This window comes from Nitrosomonas cryotolerans ATCC 49181 (assembly GCF_900143275.1).
Taxonomy (GTDB): domain Bacteria; phylum Pseudomonadota; class Gammaproteobacteria; order Burkholderiales; family Nitrosomonadaceae; genus Nitrosomonas; species Nitrosomonas cryotolerans.
Genome location: NZ_FSRO01000002.1, coordinates 1 through 23,928 on the forward strand (window position 1 = coordinate 1; position 23,928 = coordinate 23,928).

Annotated in this window: 12 protein-coding genes, 5 pseudogenes and 2 CRISPR repeat arrays; of the genes and pseudogenes, 10 read left to right on the top strand and 7 right to left on the bottom strand. The window is 46.8% G+C overall.

Annotation, left to right across the window (positions count from 1 at the left end; genetic code table 11):
• Nucleotides 1–813: pseudogene (locus BUQ89_RS12870) on the top strand (replication protein); the annotation flags it as partial.
• Nucleotides 814–1,517: 704 nt separating this feature from the next.
• On the opposite strand, the gene BUQ89_RS12875 reads toward BUQ89_RS12870, so the two are convergent.
• The 3 genes and pseudogenes from BUQ89_RS12875 to BUQ89_RS14690 all read right to left on the bottom strand — a co-directional run bounded on the left by BUQ89_RS12875 (nt 1,518) and on the right by BUQ89_RS14690 (nt 3,558).
• Nucleotides 1,518–2,654, bottom strand: a complete 1,137-nt coding sequence (locus BUQ89_RS12875; RefSeq protein WP_074202671.1) for an RAMP superfamily CRISPR-associated protein — start codon at nt 2,652–2,654, stop codon at nt 1,518–1,520.
• A gap of 84 nt (nt 2,655–2,738) precedes the next feature.
• A pseudogene (locus BUQ89_RS14685) lies at nt 2,739–2,891 on the bottom strand (cold shock domain-containing protein); the annotation flags it as partial.
• A 113-nt stretch (nt 2,892–3,004) separates the two neighbouring features.
• Nucleotides 3,005–3,558: pseudogene (locus tag BUQ89_RS14690) on the bottom strand (recombinase family protein).
• Between the two features lie 140 nt (nt 3,559–3,698).
• Here BUQ89_RS14690 and BUQ89_RS12890 point away from each other — a divergent pair.
• Complete coding sequence (locus BUQ89_RS12890) at nt 3,699–6,695, top strand: Tn3 family transposase (protein ID WP_028462522.1); 2,997 nt, start codon at nt 3,699–3,701, stop codon at nt 6,693–6,695.
• Between the two features lie 35 nt (nt 6,696–6,730).
• Nucleotides 6,731–7,513: pseudogene (locus tag BUQ89_RS12895) on the top strand (IS3 family transposase); the annotation flags it as partial.
• A gap of 147 nt (nt 7,514–7,660) precedes the next feature.
• Nucleotides 7,661–8,101: direct repeats of the CRISPR family, unit length 37 nt; unit sequence GTTTCAAGCGTGTCTCTGCACGTCTTATTTCTGCAAC.
• A 384-nt stretch (nt 8,102–8,485) separates the two neighbouring features.
• Here BUQ89_RS12895 and BUQ89_RS12900 read toward each other — a convergent pair.
• Nucleotides 8,486–9,727 carry a replication protein gene (locus BUQ89_RS12900; protein WP_218612826.1) on the bottom strand — a complete coding sequence of 414 codons (1,242 nt, stop codon included), beginning with the start codon at nt 9,725–9,727 and terminating at the stop codon, nt 8,486–8,488.
• An 89-nt stretch (nt 9,728–9,816) separates the two neighbouring features.
• Entirely contained in the window at nt 9,817–12,813 is a 2,997-nt protein-coding gene (locus BUQ89_RS12905) for a Tn3 family transposase (RefSeq protein WP_028462522.1), read from the bottom strand.
• Nucleotides 12,814–12,954: 141 nt separating this feature from the next.
• On the opposite strand from BUQ89_RS12905, the gene BUQ89_RS12910 reads away from it, so the two are divergent.
• Both BUQ89_RS12910 and BUQ89_RS12915 read left to right on the top strand, forming a co-directional pair.
• Nucleotides 12,955–13,509: a recombinase family protein gene (locus tag BUQ89_RS12910; protein ID WP_074202673.1), complete on the top strand. Its 555-nt coding sequence runs from the start codon at nt 12,955–12,957 to the stop codon at nt 13,507–13,509.
• Nucleotides 13,510–13,581: 72 nt separating this feature from the next.
• Nucleotides 13,582–14,997, top strand: a complete 1,416-nt coding sequence (locus tag BUQ89_RS12915; RefSeq protein ID WP_051537774.1) for a cold shock domain-containing protein — start codon at nt 13,582–13,584, stop codon at nt 14,995–14,997.
• 643 nt (nt 14,998–15,640) lie between these two features.
• On the opposite strand, the gene BUQ89_RS12920 is transcribed toward BUQ89_RS12915, so the two are convergent.
• Together BUQ89_RS12920 and parC are read right to left on the bottom strand one after the other, a co-directional pair.
• A complete protein-coding gene (locus tag BUQ89_RS12920; protein WP_074202674.1) occupies nt 15,641–16,990 on the bottom strand; it encodes a replication protein in 1,350 nt (449 codons plus the stop codon).
• 190 nt (nt 16,991–17,180) lie between these two features.
• A complete protein-coding gene (gene parC, locus BUQ89_RS12925) occupies nt 17,181–17,495 on the bottom strand; it encodes a ParC family partition-associated protein (protein WP_028462583.1) in 315 nt (104 codons plus the stop codon).
• Nucleotides 17,496–17,939: 444 nt separating this feature from the next.
• A CRISPR array of direct repeats spans nt 17,940–18,853; the repeat unit is 37 nt; unit sequence GTTTCAAGCGTGTCTCTGCACGTCTTATTTCTGCAAC.
• A gap of 238 nt (nt 18,854–19,091) precedes the next feature.
• Between parC and BUQ89_RS12930 the strand changes: the two genes are divergently transcribed.
• The 5 genes and pseudogenes from BUQ89_RS12930 (at nt 19,092) to BUQ89_RS12950 (ending at nt 23,917) form a co-directional block, all read left to right on the top strand.
• A complete protein-coding gene (locus BUQ89_RS12930) occupies nt 19,092–19,892 on the top strand; it encodes a reverse transcriptase domain-containing protein (RefSeq protein WP_028462582.1) in 801 nt (266 codons plus the stop codon).
• A gap of 6 nt (nt 19,893–19,898) precedes the next feature.
• Nucleotides 19,899–20,507: a CRISPR-associated endonuclease Cas2 gene (gene cas2, locus BUQ89_RS12935; protein ID WP_083399571.1), complete on the top strand. Its 609-nt coding sequence runs from the start codon at nt 19,899–19,901 to the stop codon at nt 20,505–20,507.
• A 2-nt stretch (nt 20,508–20,509) separates the two neighbouring features.
• Entirely contained in the window at nt 20,510–21,475 is a 966-nt protein-coding gene (gene cas1, locus BUQ89_RS12940; RefSeq protein WP_028462580.1) for a CRISPR-associated endonuclease Cas1, read from the top strand.
• 304 nt (nt 21,476–21,779) lie between these two features.
• Nucleotides 21,780–21,971, top strand: a pseudogene (locus BUQ89_RS12945) (IS5/IS1182 family transposase); the annotation flags it as partial.
• The gene (locus BUQ89_RS12950) at nt 21,923–23,917 is read left to right on the top strand and encodes a hypothetical protein (RefSeq protein WP_218146785.1); all 1,995 of its coding nucleotides are present in this window, start codon (nt 21,923–21,925) and stop codon (nt 23,915–23,917) included. The pseudogene BUQ89_RS12945 and the gene BUQ89_RS12950, both read left to right, overlap by 49 nt.
• Nucleotides 23,918–23,928: the final 11 nt, after the last annotated feature.

Consider the following 23,928-nt stretch of genomic DNA (forward strand, 5'->3'; position numbering starts at 1 on the left):
GACCGGTTAAAGTCAGTAGGCGCTGATGTAAGCGCTAAAGATGCCAGTCGCGTGCTTCGCCTGGTCGAAACAGTCAACAGTAAAAGCAATCAAGTCTGCCGCGTTGTTCACGTTGAAAACGGATCAGACGGCCAACCAGTGCGTTACAATTTTGAATACTTGGCAGAAATACTTTTACCTGTAGCGCGTTGGGATATTGAAAAGCAAAATCAGGCGCGTAATCAACGCCAGAAGCAAAAGCAGCTAAAACTGTTAGATGGTGACAAAACCACAAGTAATTTGCGCGGCTTTAGTGGCCGTCAGCTCGCATGGCATCGGTTGGAAGACTTGCGAACCTTAGCCACCTTGCGCGGCGGTGCCAGTGAGGGTGACCGGATGAAGCATCTATTCTGGCGTTTAAACTTTTTACTTTTATCGGGTGCAACCAACAGCCGTTTGATGTACCACGAAGCGGCCGCGTTAGCGCGTGAGGTTGATGCTGATTGGGGCTACAACAGCAAGGAGCTGATGACGCTCTATTCTAAGGCGAAACAGTACGAGGCTGGGGAAAAGGTCAGCTTTGGCGATAAAGAATTTGCTCCACTCTACACGGCCCGTAACGATACCCTGATCAACCTGTTTGAAATCACAGACAGCGAACAAAAAGAACTACGCACGATTATCAGTAAGGATATGGCTTTAAATCGCAGACGTGACCGTGACAGAAAGCGAGAGAAGAGCGGAGACGCGCTGCAGGCACAATGGACAGAGAAACATACCTGGAAGCCGCGAATGCCAAGCAGCAACAGGCCAAGCGCTAAGGCGCAGGCTTGAGTGTGCGGGCGATTGCAGAGCACTAGGCATCAGTAAAACCGCAGTAGGCGTTATATTCAGACTTGAAATCAAGTGTCCCAAGTCCCTCCCCTATTACTAATGGCGAAGCCTTGCGGTCTGGGAGGAGGGGGATGAGTTGTTATTCTTTGGTATAGTGTGAGTCGTTGGGGTATAAGTCCAGGGTAGTTCGCGCTAACGCTTGTAGCGCATATAGGTACGCCTCAAATTGTCATTCTGGCAGACTGACTCGCCCAATGTTAAGATCGGTCTTATAATGGTTCTCCAAGATCGTGTATTATCTATCAGCATCATGTTTTTGAAAAAAAAGCAGGTTATCACCGAAAAATTGGTAAAATGGAAAAACACCCGTTATACAGTTTTACTGCAGAAACTCAGGGAACAGCGGATAAGCTGTTGTTTTGAGATAAAAACCAAGTAATGGATGGGGGTTACAGAAATAAGACGTGCAGAGTTGATCGACGAGAATGCCTGACTAGGCAGATGATGACATGGTAAACCGAAGATTTTTAAACAGGTTAGACAGTGAAATTGTAGGGGAGAATTACGAAAACGGGGTTAGTTGTACACGATGGGCTGTGTTTTTACAAGTAACCTGAGCCGGCTATTTTTCCTTTTGTAACGCTTGTATCATTTTTTTCAGTGGTTGCCAGTCTGGATTTCTTTTCCGGCGTAGTTTACTGTAGTTACTGCGGTACCTTCGCTTTTAGACGCGGATAATCGAGAAGTCCGTGATCAGTATATGCGTGCATCGTCAGCCAATCCTGTGTAGCAATTTTGTTTGTAGCGAGTTTATCCTTTAAAGCTACCAAAGCTTGCGTTTTGTGTTTCTCAACGTCATTATTTTCCAGAAACCGGGTATCTTTTTCCTGCCGCAGGCGAATTTGATCGGTTATGATATACACGCTTCCCATTCCCAGCGGGCGTCCCAGTCCAAGCTTATGAGCATAATCTATTGGATTTCCATTTTTAGCAAGCTGATGTGGTTGGAGCACCGCCAGCAAGGCGCCCAGTTCCCAATCTTGTAGCCGTGCAAACCGGATGGTATATTTGAATTGTGTCTCTGGTGCACAAATGAAGCGTGCTAGTGTAGATTGATTAGAGTTGATTGCCTTTTCACCTTGTGCAGCAATATCGTTATCAGTCTTGACAGAAGGCTGGTGCCGATAATACTTGCGTCCATTTCGGTTAAGATAGTGCTTGGCCGTTGGTTTTGGTTGACCAAGAACCTTGAGTGGTACGCAATAACTTTTTTCCTTTTTACCCATAAACCTAGGAACACCCACGCTGACGGCATGGTTGGGCACGATGCGCCCGGCCATCCGCTCAAAAACACCCTTACCGATCGGCGTATCTTCGTCGTTACGCACATAGCCAAACAGAAGGCGTGCACCGGTAAGACATTCCGGCGCGACATCCCTGTCGTTCTGTTTTTCTCTCGGAACTTTTTCGCAATCTTTTGGTGTCAGGCAGTTTTGAAGTACAACTTTCTTCCCGTGCTCATTAACCCGCTCCATTGGCGCTGACAATAACGCGCTCAGACTGTGACGGATCATGCCTTTCAAGGCGCTACCGGCAATGACCACACGGCCATCTTCCAGAAGCAGTGGCTCTGAAATCTGTTTTTCTTTGTCCAGGTTGCCGAACCGCCATTGTCGCAGTTTTGTTTGATCTGCTTCATCTACTTTATACCGCGCATTGCCGGGCAATAGTGGTGTCAAAGCTTTGAGAGTGCAAAGAATTTCTCCCGATAGCAAGTCTCCACCACTTGAACCATCGTGCCAGACTGGCGATTCTGTGACGGCCTGATCGATGTTGATCATTTTAAAGCCATAAGGCAGCAGGCTAGATGCAGCAGTTGTAGTTGTAGCTGCTTTTTCCAGGGGTTTGATGAGCCTGACGTTGACTGCATCTTGTTTGCCAGGTTTCTTTTGGCTTTTCTTCAGATCATAACTGACAACCTGTCCTTCCTGTAATGTATCAAAGCGATAAGGCTTGACAATATTACTAGAATGGAAGAAATGGCTTTTCTTGCTACCAGAGGATCCAACAAAACCAAATCCTTTGTCTTGACGAGTTTCTGAATTACGCCTTCAGGCATGGTTATTCTCCTTTTGAATTAGGGGTCTAGGGAGCAATGGAACGTAAAACCCGGTTAAGGACCCTAAGTTTTTCATTTACTGCGTGCAAGTAAACGTGAAACCGTTGCCGGATGTACACTAAAAAGCCGTGCGGCATCAGCAGCAGTCTTCTCACCTGAACTCACCAAATGTATGATTTCTCGTTCCTGATGTACCTTGAGTTTGGGACGACGACCACCAATACGACCCTCTTTACGAGCTGCATTCAAGCCATTCCGTGTACGTTCACGTAGCATAGCTCGTTCGAATTCAGCAAATGATCCGACAATCTGCATCATCATACGGCCTCCAGGTGATGTAGTATCAATTGCTTCTGTTAAGCTCTGAAATCCAGCGGCGGCCTGTTGAATCTTTTCCATTAAGTCAGAACATCTTTTAAAGAGCGAGATAAGCGATCTAGCTTCCAGACTACAAGTACATCGTCCTTGCGTAGTTGTCCGAGTAAACGATGCAATTCAGGTCTATCCCAACGACCACCACTAACTTTTTCTTCAAAAATAAGCTCACATCCAGCAGACTTGAGTGCAGTAATTTGAGCTGCATTGTCCTGATCTTGAGTTGAAACTCGTGCATAACCGATAAGCATAATTGCAAAAACCTGTTGCCAATGGATGCAATAATGCAATATATTTACGCAACAGGCAATACCTTTATTTCAGGTAAAGCTCCATTGTTGCACAAACATCCGTTTGTGCAACAATGGCAATAACTAAAAATAGCCTTCCGATGCCTGTTCAATTTCTGACAGCAGAACAACGCGCCAACTATGGTCGATTCATTGACGATCCCAACGCGGATCAATTGACGCGCTATTTTTATCTAGATGACGCTGACCACGCGGTGATTAGTGTTAAGAGAGGCAACCATAACCGATTAGGTTTTGCGCTACAACTTACTACCGTCCGTTTTCTCGGCACCTTCCTAGAAGATCCTCTGGATGTACCTGACTCAGTATTGCAAACATTGGCCCGACAATTACAGATTACAAACACTGATCAAGTGCTTTGTTATCGCGATGCTGATCAGCGTTGGGAACACACAGCAGAGATACGGTTGCGATATGGTTTCAGTGATTGGAGTAACTCGACTGTCAGTTTTCGCATGAGTAGATGGCTTTATGCCTTATGTTGGACAGGTACCGAACAATCGGGTGTTCTATTTGATCGTGCCACAACTTGGATGCTTGCTCACAAAGTACTTTTGCCTGGCTGCACATCTCTTGAACGTTTTGTGGCTCGTTTGCGCAACCGTGTTGAGAATCGACTATGGAAACGACTTGGATGTAATATCACAAGCGAGCAACGAACCCAACTGGAAGACTTGCTTACAGCACCACCACAAGGTCGTAGCTCCTGGCTCGATAAATTGCGATCTGGCCCGGCGCGAGTCAGCGGACGTTCATTGGTGCTCGCCATTCAACGCTTACAAACCGTTCGCAATTTGGGTATCAGGCTACCATTGACTGGTGTTCCACCCAGTCGGCTTGCTTCACTTGCACGATTTGCAGGTACTGCCAAAGTCACCGCTATTAGCCGATTACCAGCCGTGCGTCGGCTGGCCACTCTAGTTGCCTTTATCCACTGTCTGGAAGCGACCGCATATGATGATGTGGTCGAAGTGCTGGATATGCTATTACATGAATTTTTTGGTGATGCGGCCAAAGCTAACAAAAAGGCAAGACTACGTAGCATTAAAGATCTTGATAAAGCTGCTATCGTATTAGCAACGGCTTGCCGAACTTTGTTGGATTCCGAAAATGTGGATAGCGATCTACGTGAAATCGTATTTATACGTACCCCACATAAGATGCTAGAACAAGCATTAGCTTGTGTCGACGCGTTGGTTAGACCACCTGATGATGTGTATTATAGTGAGTTAGAAACACGTTACCGCACTTTGCGTTTATTTCTTCCCACTTTATTACGACACGTTCAGTTCGGTGCCAGTCCAGCAGGTGAATCTATAACCGCAGGATTTGACTGGCTACGAATCCATGAACTGCGTGTTAAACCAGAACCTCAAGCGCCACGAGATGTAATTACCAAATCATGGCAACGCTATGCCTTGCAAGATGATGGCAGTGTTGATTCGAAAGCATACACGTTCTGTGTACTTGATGAACTGCGGAAGGCACTGCGCCGCCGTGACGTGTTTATCAGTCCGAGTTGGCGCTATGCCGATCCGCGTGCTGGATTAATTTCCGGCCAAGAATGGGAGACTACGCGCCCAATTGTTTGTCGTAGTCTAGAACTGTCAGCAGACCCCGCGCCAACCTTGGCTGCATTATCTGCAGAACTAGATCAGACTTATCGTGCAGTTGCCGCGCGACTGCCCAATAATGCTGATGTCCGGTTTGAGGTTGTGGATGGTAAGAAAGAGCTGGTTTTGAGTCCATTAGACAAACTTGAAGAACCCGAGTCGTTACTAAAACTACGCGAATCAGTAGCTGCTAGGTTGCCTGTGGTGGACTTGCCAGAGATACTTCTAGAAATCTCAAAACGTACAGGTTTTACTGATGCATTTACTCATCTTACTGAACGTACTGCACGGGCGCAGGAGCTAAACACAAGTCTATGTGCGGTATTGTTAGCCGAAGCATGCAATACCGGACCAGAGCCATTAATTCGACATGACGTTCCTGCACTGCGGCGTGAGCGCTTGGCTTGGGTCGATCAGAATTATATTCGCGATGATACCTTAGTCGCCGCCAATGCAATCTTAGTGGCTGCGCAGAACCAAATTCCGTTAGCTCGCATCTGGGGTGGAGGTGAAGTAGCATCAGCGGATGGAATGCGACTTATTGTGCCGGTGCGAACGGTTCACGCCGGACCCAATCCAAAATATTTTGGCTTTGGTCGTGGTGTTACTTGGTACAACTTGATGTCCAATCAATGTTCAGGGCTTAATGCCATCACAGTGCCTGGTACTCTGCGTGATAGTTTGATTTTGCTGGCAGTTGTATTGGAGCAGCAAACTGAGCTGCAACCAACGAAGATTATGACCGATACAGGTGCATATAGCGATATTGTCTTTGGACTCTTTCGGTTGCTGGGTTATCGCTTCAGTCCTCGTTTAGCAGACATCGGAGGCACGCGTTTTTGGCGCATTGATCCTCATGCAGATTATGGTGAACTCAATTTTATCGCACGACAATGTGTAGCCCTTACACGAGTTGAAGCGCATTGGGACGACTTATTACGATTGGCTGGCTCTCTCAAATTGGGTCGTGTATCTGCCGCTGGTATCATGCGTACTTTGCAAGTGGGGGACCGACCAACTCAACTAGCCTTGGCTCTAGCTGAATTTGGTCGAATTGAAAAAACACTACACTCTTTGAGCTATATAGATGATGAAAATCATCGTCGAGCTACTTTGTTGCAATTAAATCGTACCGAGGGAAGACACGGCTTAGCTCGTGATGTATTTCATGGTAAGCGCGGTGAACTACGTCAACGCTATAGAGAAGGCCAAGAGGATCAATTGGGCGCGCTTGGCTTGGTGGTTAACATCATCGTGTTATGGAATACGGTCTATATGGATGCAGTTTTAGCACAGCTTCGAGAGGAAGGTCATGAAGTGTTGGATAGTGATGTTGCACGGCTATCACCTTTTATTCATGAGCGACACATAAATTTGTTAGGTCGTTACTCTTTTGCAATACCTGAAGCAGTTACACGTGGCGAGTTACGACCATTACGCAACCCTGATGATGAAGATCCTTAACCGGGTTTTACGTTCCATTGCTCCCTAGACCCCGTGTTTCTGAAAGTGGCTTTTATGCTTGGAGAGTTCGTGCGCCGAGTGAGCGTGAACGGGAGAATGCAAGGCTGGAAATAGAGATAAAAGCTGCCCATCAACGAACACGTGAAACCTACAGTGCAACACGTCTGCATAGTGATCTAGCAGATCATGGCGTGCAGACCACCCCGTACCGTGTGCGAACGCTACGTAAGAAGCTGGGTTTACGCTGTAAACAGAATCGAAAATTTAAGGTGACAACCGATTCTAAACATCGCTTGCCAATAGCGCCTAATGTATTAAAACGTGAATTTACTGTTAGTGCACCAAATAAAGCATGGGTAAGTGACATCACCTATATTTCTACCGATGAGGGATGGCTATATTTGGCTGGAATAAAGGAACTATTTAATGGAGAGTTGGTGGGTTATTCTATGAGTGAAAGAATGACTAAGAATCTTGTTATACAGGCTTTGTTTCGTGCAACTGCCAGAAAACGTCCGCCCATAGGATTGATTCTTCATTCAGATCGTGGCAGCCAGTACTGTGCACATGATTATCAAGATCTATTGAAGCAGTTCGACATGACCGCCTCCATGAGCCGCAAGGGTGATTGTTGGGACAATGCACCAATAGAAAGTTTTTGGGGAATACTTAAAAATGAACTGGTGCATCATCGGAAATTCAAAACACGACAACAGGCAATTCAAGAGATTACCGAATACATCGAAATCTTTTATAACCGACAACGTAAGCAAAAAAGACTGCGCTATCTGTCACCGGCAGCATTTACTCAGCAATAATATTATGAAAAGCTTATAGCTGCTTAACCCGATGGACTCCATATTTGACAACACACATCACATCTGCCTAGTCAGGCATTCTCGTCGATCAACTCTGCACGTCTTATTTCTGTAACTTACGAAAATATATCTAAACTAAAAAGGATAGTTTCAAGCGTGTCTCTGCACGTCTTATTTCTGTAACGTTTAAACCTTCGGATGTCAACATAGTCATCGTTTCAAGCGTGTCTCTGCACGTCTTATTTCTGCAACCCCCATTAGAACTAGATTAGATATCTAACGGTTTCAAGCGTGTCTCTGCACGTCTTATTTCTGCAACAATCATCATTACTTCTTACAATAAAATAACGTTTCAAGCGTGTCTCTGCACGTCTTATTTCTGCAACCCAAGTCTTCGGAATTGTTAGAAGATAGAGTTTCAAGCGTGTCTCTGCACGTCTTATTTCTGCAACTCATACTTTTACAACAAAGAAATAAAAGCGTTTCAAGCGTGTCTCTGCACGTCTTATTTCTGCAACACATCAGTATGACGAACTACACATACCCTGGGGGTTTCAAGCGTGTCTCTGCACGTCTTATTTCTGCAACCCCCATCCATTACTTGGTTTTTATCTCAGAAACAACAGCTTATCCGCTGTTCCCTGAGTTTCTGCAGTAAAACTGTATAACGAGTGTTTTTCCATTTTACCAATTTTTCGGTGATAACCTGCTTTTTTTTTCAAAAACATGATGCTGATAGATAATACACGATCTTGGAGAACCATTATAAGACCGATCTTAACATTGGGCGAGTCAGTCTGCCAGAATGACAATTTGAGGCGTACCTATATGCGCTACAAGCGTTAGCGCAAGCTACCCTGGACTTATACCCCAACGACTCACACTATACCAAAGAAATAACAAACTCATCTCCTCCCAAACCGCAAGGCTTCGCCATTAGTAATACGCAGGGACTTGGGACACTTTGGTTTTTCAAGTCTGAATATAGCGACCTACTGCGGTTTTACTGATGCCTAGCTGCTCTGCAATCGCCCGCACACTCAAGCCCTGCGCCCTTAGCGCTTGTGCCTGCTGCTGCTTGGTATTCGCGGCTTCCAGGTATGTTTCCCTGTCCACTGCCCCCGCTGCACGTCTGCGCTCTCTGTCGCGGTCTCTGTGACGTTCTGCGGCCATATCCTTACTGATAATCGTGCGTAGTTCTTTTTGTTCGCTGTCTGTGATTTCAAACAGGTTGATCAGGGTGTCGTTACGGGGCGTGTAGAGTGGAGCAAATTCTTTATCGCCAAAGCTGACCTTTTCCCCAGCCTCGTACTGTTTCGCCTTAGAATAGAGCGTCATCAGCTCCTTGCTGTTGTAGCCCCAATCAGCATCAACCTCACGCGCTAACGCGGCCGCTTCGTGGTACATCAAACGGCTGTTGGTTGCACCCGATAAAAGTAAAAAGTTTAAACACCAGAATAGATGCTTCATCCGGTCACCCTCACTGGCACCGCCGCGCAAGGTGGCTAAGGTTCGCAAGTCTTCCAACCGATGCCATGCGAGCTGACGGCCACTAAAGCCGCGCAAATTACTTGTGGTTTTGTCACCATCTAACAGTTTTAGCTGCTTTTGCTTCTGGCGTTGATTACGCGCCTGATTTTGCTTTTCAATATCCCAACGCGCTACAGGTAAAAGTATTTCTGCCAAGTATTCAAAATTGTAACGCACTGGTTGGCCGTCTGATCCGTTTTCAACGTGAACAACGCGGCAGACTTGATTGCTTTTACTGTTGACTGTTTCGACCAGGCGAAGCACGCGACTGGCATCTTTAGCGCTTACATCAGCGCCTACTGGCTTTAACCGGTCAATCAGATAACGCTGGCAAGCATTCCAACGGGGCAATGCAGCCCGGGGTAAAGTACCCTCTAACAGCCACTTTGCCTGAATGCCTCGACCACTGAAAATCAGCATCGACGGGGTGGGGATACCTTCTTTGTGACAATGATATAAAACAGATTGAGCTAACTGTTTGGGGCTGCGCCCAGCTGCCCAGTCAGTACGGTAGGTATCTAAATCGGCGAACAACAAACCTACCCGCGCAAGATTTACTACACGGCGATTAGGTCGTATAAACTCGGCTTGACTTATCCAAGTGTCGCAGGTCTTGTCGATCAGGCCCAATACGGTCGGCATTTCAATCAAACGGTGTGATGATTGCCGTTTGTCGCCGCTCACATTGACTAAGATAGAAAAAAAGCCGAAGCGGCTGGGGTCGTGGTACGTCCTGGCCTGGGGTCTAGGGAGCAATGGAACGTAAAACCCGGTTAAGGATCTTCATCATCAGGGTTGCGTAATGGTCGTAACTCGCCACGTGTAACTGCTTCAGGTATTGCAAAAGAGTAACGACCTAACAAATTTATGTGTCGCTCATGAATAAAAGGTGATAGCCGTGCAACATCACTATCCAACACTTCATGACCTTCCTCTCGAAGCTGTGCTAAAACTGCATCCATATAGACCGTATTCCATAACACGATGATGTTAACCACCAAGCCAAGCGCGCCCAATTGATCCTCTTGGCCTTCTCTATAGCGTTGACGTAGTTCACCGCGCTTACCATGAAATACATCACGAGCTAAGCCGTGTCTTCCCTCGGTACGATTTAATTGCAACAAAGTAGCTCGACGATGATTTTCATCATCTATATAGCTCAAAGAGTGTAGTGTTTTTTCAATTCGACCAAATTCAGCTAGAGCCAAGGCTAGTTGAGTTGGTCGGTCCCCCACTTGCAAAGTACGCATGATACCAGCGGCAGATACACGACCCAATTTGAGAGAGCCAGCCAATCGTAATAAGTCGTCCCAATGCGCTTCAACTCGTGTAAGGGCTACACATTGTCGTGCGATAAAATTGAGTTCACCATAATCTGCATGAGGATCAATGCGCCAAAAACGCGTGCCTCCGATGTCTGCTAAACGAGGACTGAAGCGATAACCCAGCAACCGAAAGAGTCCAAAGACAATATCGCTATATGCACCTGTATCGGTCATAATCTTCGTTGGTTGCAGCTCAGTTTGCTGCTCCAATACAACTGCCAGCAAAATCAAACTATCACGCAGAGTACCAGGCACTGTGATGGCATTAAGCCCTGAACATTGATTGGACATCAAGTTGTACCAAGTAACACCACGACCAAAGCCAAAATATTTTGGATTGGGTCCGGCGTGAACCGTTCGCACCGGCACAATAAGTCGCATTCCATCCGCTGATGCTACTTCACCTCCACCCCAGATGCGAGCTAACGGAATTTGGTTCTGCGCAGCCACTAAGATTGCATTGGCGGCGACTAAGGTATCATCGCGAATATAATTCTGATCGACCCAAGCCAAGCGCTCACGCCGCAGTGCAGGAACGTCATGTCGAATTAATGGCTCTGGTCCGGTATTGCATGCTTCGGCTAACAATACCGCACATAGACTTGTGTTTAGCTCCTGCGCCCGTGCAGTACGTTCAGTAAGATGAGTAAATGCATCAGTAAAACCTGTACGTTTTGAGATTTCTAGAAGTATCTCTGGCAAGTCCACCACAGGCAACCTAGCAGCTACTGATTCGCGTAGTTTTAGTAACGACTCGGGTTCTTCAAGTTTGTCTAATGGACTCAAAACCAGCTCTTTCTTACCATCCACAACCTCAAACCGGACATCAGCATTATTGGGCAGTCGCGCGGCAACTGCACGATAAGTCTGATCTAGTTCTGCAGATAATGCAGCCAAGGTTGGCGCGGGGTCTGCTGACAGTTCTAGACTACGACAAACAATTGGGCGCGTAGTCTCCCATTCTTGGCCGGAAATTAATCCAGCACGCGGATCGGCATAGCGCCAACTCGGACTGATAAACACGTCACGGCGGCGCAGTGCCTTCCGCAGTTCATCAAGTACACAGAACGTGTATGCTTTCGAATCAACACTGCCATCATCTTGCAAGGCATAGCGTTGCCATGATTTGGTAATTACATCTCGTGGCGCTTGAGGTTCTGGTTTAACACGCAGTTCATGGATTCGTAGCCAGTCAAATCCTGCGGTTATAGATTCACCTGCTGGACTGGCACCGAACTGAACGTGTCGTAATAAAGTGGGAAGAAATAAACGCAAAGTGCGGTAACGTGTTTCTAACTCACTATAATACACATCATCAGGTGGTCTAACCAACGCGTCGACACAAGCTAATGCTTGTTCTAGCATCTTATGTGGGGTACGTATAAATACGATTTCACGTAGATCGCTATCCACATTTTCGGAATCCAACAAAGTTCGGCAAGCCGTTGCTAATACGATAGCAGCTTTATCAAGATCTTTAATGCTACGTAGTCTTGCCTTTTTGTTAGCTTTGGCCGCATCACCAAAAAATTCATGTAATAGCATATCCAGCACTTCGACCACATCATCATATGCGGTCGCTTCCAGACAGTGGATAAAGGCAACTAGAGTGGCCAGCCGACGCACGGCTGGTAATCGGCTAATAGCGGTGACTTTGGCAGTACCTGCAAATCGTGCAAGTGAAGCAAGCCGACTGGGTGGAACACCAGTCAATGGTAGCCTGATACCCAAATTGCGAACGGTTTGTAAGCGTTGAATGGCGAGCACCAATGAACGTCCGCTGACTCGCGCCGGGCCAGATCGCAATTTATCGAGCCAGGAGCTACGACCTTGTGGTGGTGCTGTAAGCAAGTCTTCCAGTTGGGTTCGTTGCTCGCTTGTGATATTACATCCAAGTCGTTTCCATAGTCGATTCTCAACACGGTTGCGCAAACGAGCCACAAAACGTTCAAGAGATGTGCAGCCAGGCAAAAGTACTTTGTGAGCAAGCATCCAAGTTGTGGCACGATCAAATAGAACACCCGATTGTTCGGTACCTGTCCAACATAAGGCATAAAGCCATCTACTCATGCGAAAACTGACAGTCGAGTTACTCCAATCACTGAAACCATATCGCAACCGTATCTCTGCTGTGTGTTCCCAACGCTGATCAGCATCGCGATAACAAAGCACTTGATCAGTGTTTGTAATCTGTAATTGTCGGGCCAATGTTTGCAATACTGAGTCAGGTACATCCAGAGGATCTTCTAGGAAGGTGCCGAGAAAACGGACGGTAGTAAGTTGTAGCGCAAAACCTAATCGGTTATGGTTGCCTCTCTTAACACTAATCACCGCGTGGTCAGCGTCATCTAGATAAAAATAGCGCGTCAATTGATCCGCGTTGGGATCGTCAATGAATCGACCATAGTTGGCGCGTTGTTCTGCTGTCAGAAATTGAACAGGCATCGGAAGGCTATTTTTTAGTTATTGCCATTGTTGCACAAACGGATGTTTGTGCAACAATGGAGCTTTACCTGAAATAAAGGTATTGCCTGTTGCGTAAATATATTGCATTATTGCATCCATTGGCAACAGGTTTTTGCAATTATGCTTATCGGTTATGCACGAGTTTCAACTCAAGATCAGGACAATGCAGCTCAAATTACTGCACTCAAGTCTGCTGGATGTGAGCTTATTTTTGAAGAAAAAGTTAGTGGTGGTCGTTGGGATAGACCTGAATTGCATCGTTTACTCGGACAACTACGCAAGGACGATGTACTTGTAGTCTGGAAGCTAGATCGCTTATCTCGCTCTTTAAAAGATGTTCTGACTTTAATGGAAAAGATTCAACAGGCCGCCGCTGGATTTCAGAGCTTAACAGAAGCAATTGATACTACATCACCTGGAGGCCGTATGATGATGCAGATTGTCGGATCATTTGCTGAATTCGAACGAGCTATGCTACGTGAACGTACACGGAATGGCTTGAATGCAGCTCGTAAAGAGGGTCGTATTGGTGGTCGTCGTCCCAAACTCAAGGTACATCAGGAACGAGAAATCATACATTTGGTGAGTTCAGGTGAGAAGACTGCTGCTGATGCCGCACGGCTTTTTAGTGTACATCCGGCAACGGTTTCACGTTTACTTGCACGCAGTAAATGAAAAACTTAGGGTCCTTAACCGGGTTTTACGTTCCATTGCTCCCTAGACCCCTAATTCAAAAGGAGAATAACCATGCCTGAAGGCGTAATTCAGAAACTCGTCAAAGACAAAGGATTTGGTTTTGTTGGATCCTCTGGTAGCAAGAAAAGCCATTTCTTCCATTCTAGTAATATTGTCAAGCCTTATCGCTTTGATACATTACAGGAAGGACAGGTTGTCAGTTATGATCTGAAGAAAAGCCAAAAGAAACCTGGCAAACAAGATGCAGTCAACGTCAGGCTCATCAAACCCCTGGAAAAAGCAGCTACAACTACAACTGCTGCATCTAGCCTGCTGCCTTATGGCTTTAAAATGATCAACATCGATCAGGCCGTCACAGAATCGCCAGTCTGGCACGATGGTTCAAGTGGTGGAGACTTGCTATCGGGAGAAATTCTTTGCACTCTCAAAGCTTTGACACCACTATTGCCCGGCAATGCGCGGTATAAAGTAGATGAAGCAGATCAAACAAAACTGCGACAATGGCGGTTCGGCAACCTGGACAAAGAAAAACAGATTTCAGAGCCACTGCTTCTGGAAGATGGCCGTGTGGTCATTGCCGGTAGCGCCTTGAAAGGCATGATCCGTCACAGTCTGAGCGCGTTATTGTCAGCGCCAATGGAGCGGGTTAATGAGCACGGGAAGAAAGTTGTACTTCAAAACTGCCTGACACCAAAAGATTGCGAAAAAGTTCCGAGAGAAAAACAGAACGACAGGGATGTCGCGCCGGAATGTCTTACCGGTGCACGCCTTCTGTTTGGCTATGTGCGTAACGACGAAGATACGCCGATCGGTAAGGGTGTTTTTGAGCGGATGGCCGGGCGCATCGTGCCCAACCATGCCGTCAGCGTGGGTGTTCCTAGGTTTATGGGTAAAAAGGAAAAAAGTTATTGCGTACCACTCAAGGTTCTTGGTCAACCAAAACCAACGGCCAAGCACTATCTTAACCGAAATGGACGCAAGTATTATCGGCACCAGCCTTCTGTCAAGACTGATAACGATATTGCTGCACAAGGTGAAAAGGCAATCAACTCTAATCAATCTACACTAGCACGCTTCATTTGTGCACCAGAGACACAATTCAAATATACCATCCGGTTTGCACGGCTACAAGATTGGGAACTGGGCGCCTTGCTGGCGGTGCTCCAACCACATCAGCTTGCTAAAAATGGAAATCCAATAGATTATGCTCATAAGCTTGGACTGGGACGCCCGCTGGGAATGGGAAGCGTGTATATCATAACCGATCAAATTCGCCTGCGGCAGGAAAAAGATACCCGGTTTCTGGAAAATAATGACGTTGAGAAACACAAAACGCAAGCTTTGGTAGCTTTAAAGGATAAACTCGCTACAAACAAAATTGCTACACAGGATTGGCTGACGATGCACGCATATACTGATCACGGACTTCTCGATTATCCGCGTCTAAAAGCGAAGGTACCGCAGTAACTACAGTAAACTACGCCGGAAAAGAAATCCAGACTGGCAACCACTGAAAAAAATGATACAAGCGTTACAAAAGGAAAAATAGCCGGCTCAGGTTACTTGTAAAAACACAGCCCATCGTGTACAACTAACCCCGTTTTCGTAATTCTCCCCTACAATTTCACTGTCTAACCTGTTTAAAAATCTTCGGTTTACCATGTCATCATCTGCCTAGTCAGGCATTCTCGTCGATCAACTCTGCACGTCTTATTTCTGTAACCCCCCATCCATTACTTGGTTTTTATCTCAGAAACAACAGCTTATCCGCTGTTCCCTGAGTTTCTGCAGTAAAACTGTATAACGGGTGTTTTTCCATTTTACCAATTTTTCGGTGATAACCTGCTTTTTTTTCAAAAACATGATGCTGATAGATAATACACGATCTTGGAGAACCATTATAAGACCGATCTTAACATTGGGCGAGTCAGTCTGCCAGAATGACAATTTGAGGCGTACCTATATGCGCTACAAGCGTTAGCGCGAACTACCCTGGACTTATACCCCAACGACTCACACTATACCAAAGAAATAACAAACTCATCCCCTCCTCCCAGACCGCAAGGCTTCGCCATTAGTAATAGGGGAGGGACTTGGGACACTTGATTTTTCAAGTCTGAATATAACGGCCTACTGCGGTTTTACTGATGCCTAGTTGCTCTGCAATCGCCCGCACACTCAAGCCCTGCGCCCTTAGCGCTTGTGCCTGTTGCTGCTTGGCATTCGCGGCTTCCAGGTATGTTTCTCTGTCCATTGTGCCTGCAGCGCGTCTCCGCTCTTCGTCTCGCTTTCTGTCACGGTCACGTCTGCGATTTAAAGCCATATCCTTACTGATAATCGTGCGTAGTTCTTTTTGTTCGCTGTCTGTGATTTCAAACAGGTTGATCAGGGTATCGTTACGGGGCGTGTAGAGTGGAGCAAATTCTTTATCGCCAAAGCTGACCTTTTCCCCAGCCTCGTACTGTTTCGCCTTAGAATAGAGCGTCATCAGCTCCTTGCTGTTGTAGCCCCAATCAGCATCAACCTCACGCGCTAACGCGGCCGCTTCGTGGTACATCAAACGGCTGTTGGTTGCACCCGATAAAAGTAAAAAGTTTAAACGCCAGAATAGATGCTTCATCCGGTCACCCTCACTGGCACCGCCGCGCAAGGTGGCTAAGGTTCGCAAGTCTTCCAACCGATGCCATGCGAGCTGACGGCCACTAAAGCCGCGCAAATTACTTGTGGTTTTGTCACCATCTAACAGTTTTAGCTGCTTTTGCTTCTGGCGTTGATTACGCGCCTGATTTTGCTTTTCAATATCCCAACGCGCTACAGGTAAAAGTATTTCTGCCAAGTATTCAAAATTGTAACGCACTGGTTGGCCGTCTGATCCGTTTTCAACGTGAACAACGCGGCAGACTTGATTGCTTTTACTGTTGACTGTTTCGACCAGGCGAAGCACGCGACTGGCATCTTTAGCGCTTACATCAGCGCCTACTGACTTTAACCGGTCAATCAGATAACGCTGGCAAGCATTCCAACGGGGCAATGCAGCCCGGGGTAAAGTACCCTCTAACAGCCACTTTGCCTGAATGCCTCGACCACTGAAAATCAGCATCGACGGGGTGGGGATACCTTCTTTGTGACAATGATATAAAACAGATTGAGCTAACTGTTTGGGGCTGCGCCCAGCTGCCCAGTCAGTACGGTAAGTATCTAAATCGGCGAACAGCAAACCTACCCGCGCAAGATTTACTACACGGCGATTAGGTCGTATAAACTCGGCTTGACTTATCCAAGTGTCGCAGGTCTTGTCGATCAGGCCCAATACGGTCGGCATTTCAATCAAACGGTGTGATGATTGCCGTTTGTCGCCGCTCACATTGACTAAGATAGAAAAAAAGCCGAAGCGGCTGGGGTCGTGGTACGTCCTGGCCTCTTCGGTTCCATTAAATAGTGCTAACTGTACAACAGCCATTTTTCCCCTTTCAGCCCTGTGCTAAAAACACAAAAACTTGTCAAAGCAGGGATCAAGCCGTAGAATAGCGTTTGCGAAACAGTCGTTGTTTTTTTCTATTCTACGGCTGTGGTATTTATCAGTCCGCCAAGACTGATAGGAACCGATCCCTGCAAAGCCCCGTTGCCAAAAAACGGGGCTTTTGCTTTTTCTAAGATGTCTCGTTGGTACCATCCAGCAAATCACCACCCTTTCGAACCAATGTTCTCGGTAGCCATCCGGTCACATTCACTTCGAACTGGTAGATACCATGTTGAATCAGCACTGATGCTGCTCCATCCAGCGAACGGAAATAGCGAGGGCCGCCCCGATACTGCCCCAATATACGATCTTCTCCACCGATCCGCAGTATAAGAACCAAGCCCTTATCTGCCATGCGAACAGCTGCGCTCTTGACGCCGCCAATCAACAGGATCTCTTTAAACGCGGGCGGAGTGATAACAGTTTTTAATTCAGATTTAAACATACTTAATCATGCATCACCCCTGTTATGGTGTCAAGCAATATCCAATAATGAAAACATCAAAGTTCAATGAGCAGAAGCTGATTGCATGGTTGCATAGACGTTGTTGAATAAATCGAACTTAGCGGCGAGAAGATAATCTGTCAGGCATAATGTTGAGGAATTTCACCTGCAGAGAAGCCAATGCCTTATAAACACAACGAGAACCATCGTCATAAGATCAAAAAATCTCGTAGAAAAATAGCCGGCTCAGGTTACTTGTAAAAACACAGACCATCGCGTACAACTAACCCCGTTTTCGTAATTCTCCCCTACAATTTCACCGTCTAGCCTGTTTGAAAATCTTCGGTTCACCATGTCGTCTGCCTAGTCAGGCATTTTCGTCGATCAACTCTGCACGTCTTATTTCTGCAACACAGTCAGCAAAAAATCGCGTCATCAGTAAGAGTTTCAAGCGTGTCTCTGCACGTCTTATTTCTGCAACATCGAAAATGTAGTTGATCCTAAAAGTTCTGTTTCAAGCGTGTCTCTGCACGTCTTATTTCTGCAACAGCTGAGCTGGTTACTGGCAATGAATTAAGTTTCAAGCGTGTCTCTGCACGTCTTATTTCTGCAACATAAAATGAACTTACAGGTGCCTTACGACGTTTCAAGCGTGTCTCTGCACGTCTTATTTCTGCAACGAAATGAAAAGGAGGGCCAGCATGAAGGTCTGTTTCAAGCGTGTCTCTGCACGTCTTATTTCTGCAACCACACGGTAGTAATGGACGATCTACTGAGAACGTTTCAAGCGTGTCTCTGCACGTCTTATTTCTGCAACATATAATTAAATACCTGAATGTTCATGCTGTTTCAAGCGTGTCTCTGCACGTCTTATTTCTGCAACCATAAATCAGGTTATATATGTGTTTATGTTGTTTCAAGCGTGTCTCTGCACGTCTTATTTCTGCAACATTTCGTTATTAATTCTTACATCAAAGTAAGGTTTCAAGCGTGTCTCTGCACGTCTTATTTCTGCAACGGGAAGTTTATGATAAGTTTAACGATATACACGTTTCAAGCGTGTCTCTGCACGTCTTATTTCTGCAACCCCTGAAGGTATGAAGCCTGAAGACTACAAAGTTTCAAGCGTGTCTCTGCACGTCTTATTTCTGCAACGAAAACATTGTCAGAGCTTAGAACAACTATGTTTCAAGCGTGTCTCTGCACGTCTTATTTCTGCAACAATAAGCCAGTAGAAGCTATCGACGTAAAGGTTTCAAGCGTGTCTCTGCACGTCTTATTTCTGCAACGGGAAGTTTATGATAAGTTTAACGATATACACGTTTCAAGCGTGTCTCTGCACGTCTTATTTCTGCAACCCCCATCCATTACTTGGTTTTTATCTCAGAAACAACAGCTTATCCGTTGCTCCCTGAGTTTCTGCAGTAAAGCAGTGTAGCGGATGTTTTTCCATTTTACCAATTTTTCGGTGATAACCTGCTTTTTTTTAAAAACATTATGATGATAGATAATACACGATCTTGGAGAACCATTATAAGACCGATCTTAGCATTGGGCGAGTCAGTCTGCCAGAGTGACAATTTGAGGCGTGCCTATATGCGCTACAAGCGTTATCGCGGCCTGTGGGCGAACAGAATGCCAATGTCATCGGTCGCAAATGATCCGGTCGGCCCAATCCTAACACTTGCCGAGGCATTGCGTAATGGCAGTTATCGCCCTACCCCGCCAAAGTGCATATCAATTGCCAAGGCAAATGGCGAGCGACGAGATATCAAAGTTTATATGATTCGTGATCGTGTTGCCCAACGTGCATTGTTACAGGCATTGCAAGCGCGCACTGATCAATTGATGTCGCCATTTTCTTATGGTTATCGCCCCGGGCGTGGTGTTAAAGATGCGGTAACGCAGGCAAAAGCATTTATTGATGCTGGTTTGCCGTGGGTTGTTGATGCCGATATCGAACGTTGTTTCGACGCTATTCCACGCCAGGCCTTGCTCAAGGAGGTAGCGTATAGGTTACAGGATACAGCCGCATCTGATCTGGTAACACAATATCTTGGGTGGCAGGGTGACTTGACCGAGCAGTCAATCGGCATTCCACAAGGATCTGTATTGGCACCCTGGCTGTGCAATATCTATTTATGGCGTTTAGATGATGATATGCGCAAACAGAATGTTTCGATGGTTCGTTTTGCGGATGATTTTTTGTTGATGACTGCAACGCGCTGTATGGCGGAAACGGTTAAGAATCAATGTGCCGATCTAGTTAGCACAATGCGTTTACGCCTGAACCCATCCAAAACGATAGTCGTCAATGCTGTAAAGCCGTTTCGTTTTCTAGGGCAATGGTTGCGTACGACAAATCTGCTTGCAGCCCAACCACTCAATCCAGAATAAAATTATATGCTATTTACAATACAAGGAAATAACAAACCATCCCGGCTTGTTGTCATCTCGTACGATATGACATGCGAACGTCGTGCGCGCCGTGTACGGCGCGTGCTGGATTCGATTCATCATGCCAAGCAATATTCGGTATTTGAGGCGATACTGGATAACTGTGAATTCAAAGGGTTGCTTGCTGAACTGAGCGAGCTTTGTGATCTTGAGCAGGATTCACTGGTGGTATGGTGGCCACGCGAGGGTCTGCGGTTGCGTCATCAAGAAAAACGGCTCATGGTTTGCGCACGTTCAGGTCAGACATGCAGCGAAGTTGCAATTTTGCCACCAAATACAGGTAATTTTATCATTTGTTCGGATATTTCCGATCCTGATGCATTGCGAACAGTGGCCGGTAAGATCGCATCTGAAACGACATTTATACAACGCTCTGTGTACTGGCTGAGGGGCACAGCTTCGCAATTATCTGGATTGATGGAAAGTTGTGCACAATATTTAACGGACGGTGATCGATTATGGATTTATCCATTGCGCGGTTGTCATGATTTGTGGCATATCGGTATTTTCGAGCAGTCCGTTTTGCCTATTTCAACACATCGCTGGAGTAAATAACCATGAATGGAAAAATGGCGTTAGTTGTCGATAAAACCGGCGCTACACTTGAAAAAGGAACACATGATACGGTTGTATTGATTCATGCTGATGGCCGTCGTGAACGTGTTGGTTTGCGGGCACTCGGTTCTGTCGTCATTCATGGCGATGTGAAGTTGAGCACCGGGTTATTGCAGACAATATCTGCGCATGGTGTGACTCTCACCGTATTGCCGCTGCGTTGTCATCAGGGTCATACGCCTGTCATGGGATTTGGTCAACTACCGGTTCGACATGCCACATTGCGTCATCAGCAACATCTGGCGTATGCAGATGCATATCGTCGAATCAATTTGGCGCGTAGGGTTATCTGGGCCAAGTTGGAATCGATGGCCAAGTTTGCTCGTCAATATGCGCCTGATCATGTGAACGGATACTATCAAACGATACATGCTGCTGCAAGTGCATCCGATGTGGCAAGCCTGATGGGGTTGGAGGGTGCCGCGACATTGCAACATTTCAAGGTGCTGGCAGCTGTGTATGAGAATAGCGACACTTTCCGTTTTGATAAACGTTCACGGCAGCCTCCTAAAGATGAAGTGAATGCATTAATGTCACTGGCTTATACGCTGGCTCAGTCCCTGGCTACCCAACTCGTTTTGCAAGCTGGGCTGGATGTTCAAGTGGGTTTCTTGCATGGCATACACCGTGACCGGCAATCGCTGGCATTGGATTTGATCGAACCGGCAAGGGCCGAACTCGATGAATGGGTAAAAAAGCTGCTAATAGAACAACAAACGATAAAGCCCGCTATGTTCTCGCATTCCGCAGACGGATCTGTCTGGCTGACCAAAGAAGGCCGAGGATTGTTTTATCCAGACTGGTATCGTGAGGGTTATCGTGTCGCTTTGCACCCGATGCGCATGTTGCTGGCAAACATGCTTTCGGATCTGCGTCATTATCGTTCATCTGAAACAATTGTTTCTTAAATCTACAAATTTATTTACCGGTTTTCCGGTGAAATCCCGCAGTTTTTTCAAAATGGCAAGATGAAGAACACCTCGCTTCGGAAAAGCATCGAATCGAATGTTGCTGCAAACCCTATTATTTTCAAAAGAAGATCCGTCATGAGTAATCAGAATACACCTGATATGTTGCTGCGTGTTTGCTGTGCGATTACAAGCACCGATCCTGAGTTGGTCATGCAGCGTAAGAATCTGTTCAAAGTCTCTGAATTATGAGAAGAGGTTATCCAAGTGATATCAAGCCGGAGCAATTCGAGCTTATCAGGCCTTTGCACAGGGTGTGCGCGAAATCCTGGACACGCATGTGCAAGTACAAATTGCCAAATACAGTGAACTACACAGCTTCAAGGTCATGCCCAAGCGATGAATCGTTAAGCGTAGTTTCGCCTGGCCGGAAAAGAATAGAATACTGTGGAAAAACTGCGAGCGAATAATCAACACCAGCTTGAACAGACGATGAGCGATAAAATGAAATCAAAAGACAGCATCAACCAAGGTATTGCGTACTCCCAAGGCTTATGGAATCAACAGCAGGGCGACGCCCTGAATAAAGCACTGTCCGATTACGGGAAAGGCATCCAGGAATCCATTTCCCAAAAAGGGGGCGGATTCACCAATCAGTCTATGGACGTACAGCAGGGCTTTGCAGCAGAAGCACATCACACTGGCTCGTTCAATATTGAAGCAGCATCCAAGGGACAGAACAACCATCGCGCCACCCGCGATGTTGGCGCCCATAACGACCCCGTGGCCGACATCCACGTGACAACGCCTGATGGCACGACCAGGCACCAGGTCAAGTTCTATAAGGATGGCGAGAAGACCGCTGCTGCGTTATCACCTGAAAAATACGACAACGTCGGTAAGATCGTACCCAAAGATCAAGTTGACTCCGTGAAGGCTTCGGCGCACAAGCAGGCGCTACGCAACGAAGAAATACGCCCCAACGTCTCGAAGAGCAATCAGGACACCGCTGACAACGCCACCGACACGCTGACATCGAGCGATGGCAAGATTTCCAGCAAAGGACTAAACCGAAAGGGTGACGGCAGTGCTGAAGAACTTGTAAAGGAAGCTAAGACAAAAGAAAACGGCCCTGAGTACAAGGAAAAAGGGCGCGTGCGTAGCGATTTTAATTCGATGCAGTACCGCAATGCAGCCAAGGCTGGCGCAATTGGTGGCGCTGTTAGCGAGAGTGCAACCATCTTGCTAGAGGTCTTGCGCAGCGACGAACCTCTGACCATGGATCAATGCATGGAAGCCGCACAACGAGTGGTAGTTAGCTCCGTAAAAGGTGCCGGCAACGCGCTGCTGATCACCAGTATCCAGCATGCAGGCCAAGCGATGATCGATGCTGCAGCCAAACAAACCGGCAAAGCCATCAGCCAGACAATCGGCAAACAACTCATCAAGGGCAACGTAGCTGCTGCCGTTGCTCAAATCACTGTACAGCTGGCCCAGAACCTGTACAAATTCTCCACAGGTGAGATTGACAATCTGCAGTTTGCTTCGTCAACGATTGGTGGTGCGGTACAGGTTGTTGGTACCAGCTTGGCATTTAATGTGGGGACAGGTGTTGGTGTCTACCTTGGCGCAAGCGTTCCCGCGGCTATTTCAGGCTACGCGATTGGCGGCACTACACTGGGAAGCCTGGGCGTGATAGCCAGCGGCGCAGTGTTTGCGATTGGGTTCGCTGTCGCAGCTGGTGCTTACGTCAATCACTTCTCGTCCAAAGGCGTTGCGCTTGCCAATACAGACTTGAAATCGGCTTTGGATCTGCTCAATGGAGGACAAATCGATCTGTCTACCTATGTGGGCAAGGTTGGCAAGATGTCTGATTTGACCTTCAGTTGGAGCGACATACTGCCCTTCAGCGGTGCGATCTCGGTTATTTCCGAATACGGCTCCCGCAAGAACCAACTGCGTGCCGTTCAAAGCAGCATCCTCAACCAACTCGATGCATTGCCAGAGCAAGAACGGGAAATGATGCAGGAGCTGGCCAATCAGTACAGCAAAGCTATTACCGATATTGATCGCCAATACGAAGAGGCTCGCGCAAGCATTACCAAGCAGGCATTCGACCAGTTCGATTCCATGAGCAAAAATCTCAGTCAGCACCTGGAGATGCAGTATCTAATGTTCGCACCTATACGCAAAAACTATATTGAAGGCTCCGTGCTGATGGACATTGAACTGCGCAAGCAGCAAGAGAATCATGAACGCTCGCAAGCTTTTACCCGTGAGCTTGAGGGGCTGCAGAACAAACTCAAAAGCTTTATCGAGTCGAATCAAGCAGACCGCACCATCAGGCAAGCCGTGCAGGAGACGATCCTTACCCGCATGGAAATACTCATCCCCAACAAGACAGGCTGGGATCAAGCCTGCGAATTTCTTGAGTTGCAGTAAGGACCTGTCAT

Bases quoted from the DNA above. Each gene is read 5' to 3' on its own strand.
- BUQ89_RS12875 (WP_074202671.1), bottom strand. From the start codon at position 2,654: ATGATCAACATCGATCAGGCCGTCACAGAATCGCCAGTCTGGCACGAT.
- BUQ89_RS12890 (WP_028462522.1), top strand. From the start codon at position 3,699: ATGCCTGTTCAATTTCTGACAGCAGAACAACGCGCCAACTATGGTCGA.
- BUQ89_RS12905 (WP_028462522.1), bottom strand. From the start codon at position 12,813: ATGCCTGTTCAATTTCTGACAGCAGAACAACGCGCCAACTATGGTCGA.
- BUQ89_RS12910 (WP_074202673.1), top strand. From the start codon at position 12,955: ATGCTTATCGGTTATGCACGAGTTTCAACTCAAGATCAGGACAATGCA.
- BUQ89_RS12915 (WP_051537774.1), top strand. From the start codon at position 13,582: ATGCCTGAAGGCGTAATTCAGAAACTCGTCAAAGACAAAGGATTTGGT.
- BUQ89_RS12920 (WP_074202674.1), bottom strand. From the start codon at position 16,990: ATGGCTGTTGTACAGTTAGCACTATTTAATGGAACCGAAGAGGCCAGG.
- parC (WP_028462583.1), bottom strand. From the start codon at position 17,495: ATGTTTAAATCTGAATTAAAAACTGTTATCACTCCGCCCGCGTTTAAA.
- BUQ89_RS12930 (WP_028462582.1), top strand. From the start codon at position 19,092: ATGCGCTACAAGCGTTATCGCGGCCTGTGGGCGAACAGAATGCCAATG.
- cas2 (WP_083399571.1), top strand. From the start codon at position 19,899: ATGCTATTTACAATACAAGGAAATAACAAACCATCCCGGCTTGTTGTC.
- cas1 (WP_028462580.1), top strand. From the start codon at position 20,510: ATGAATGGAAAAATGGCGTTAGTTGTCGATAAAACCGGCGCTACACTT.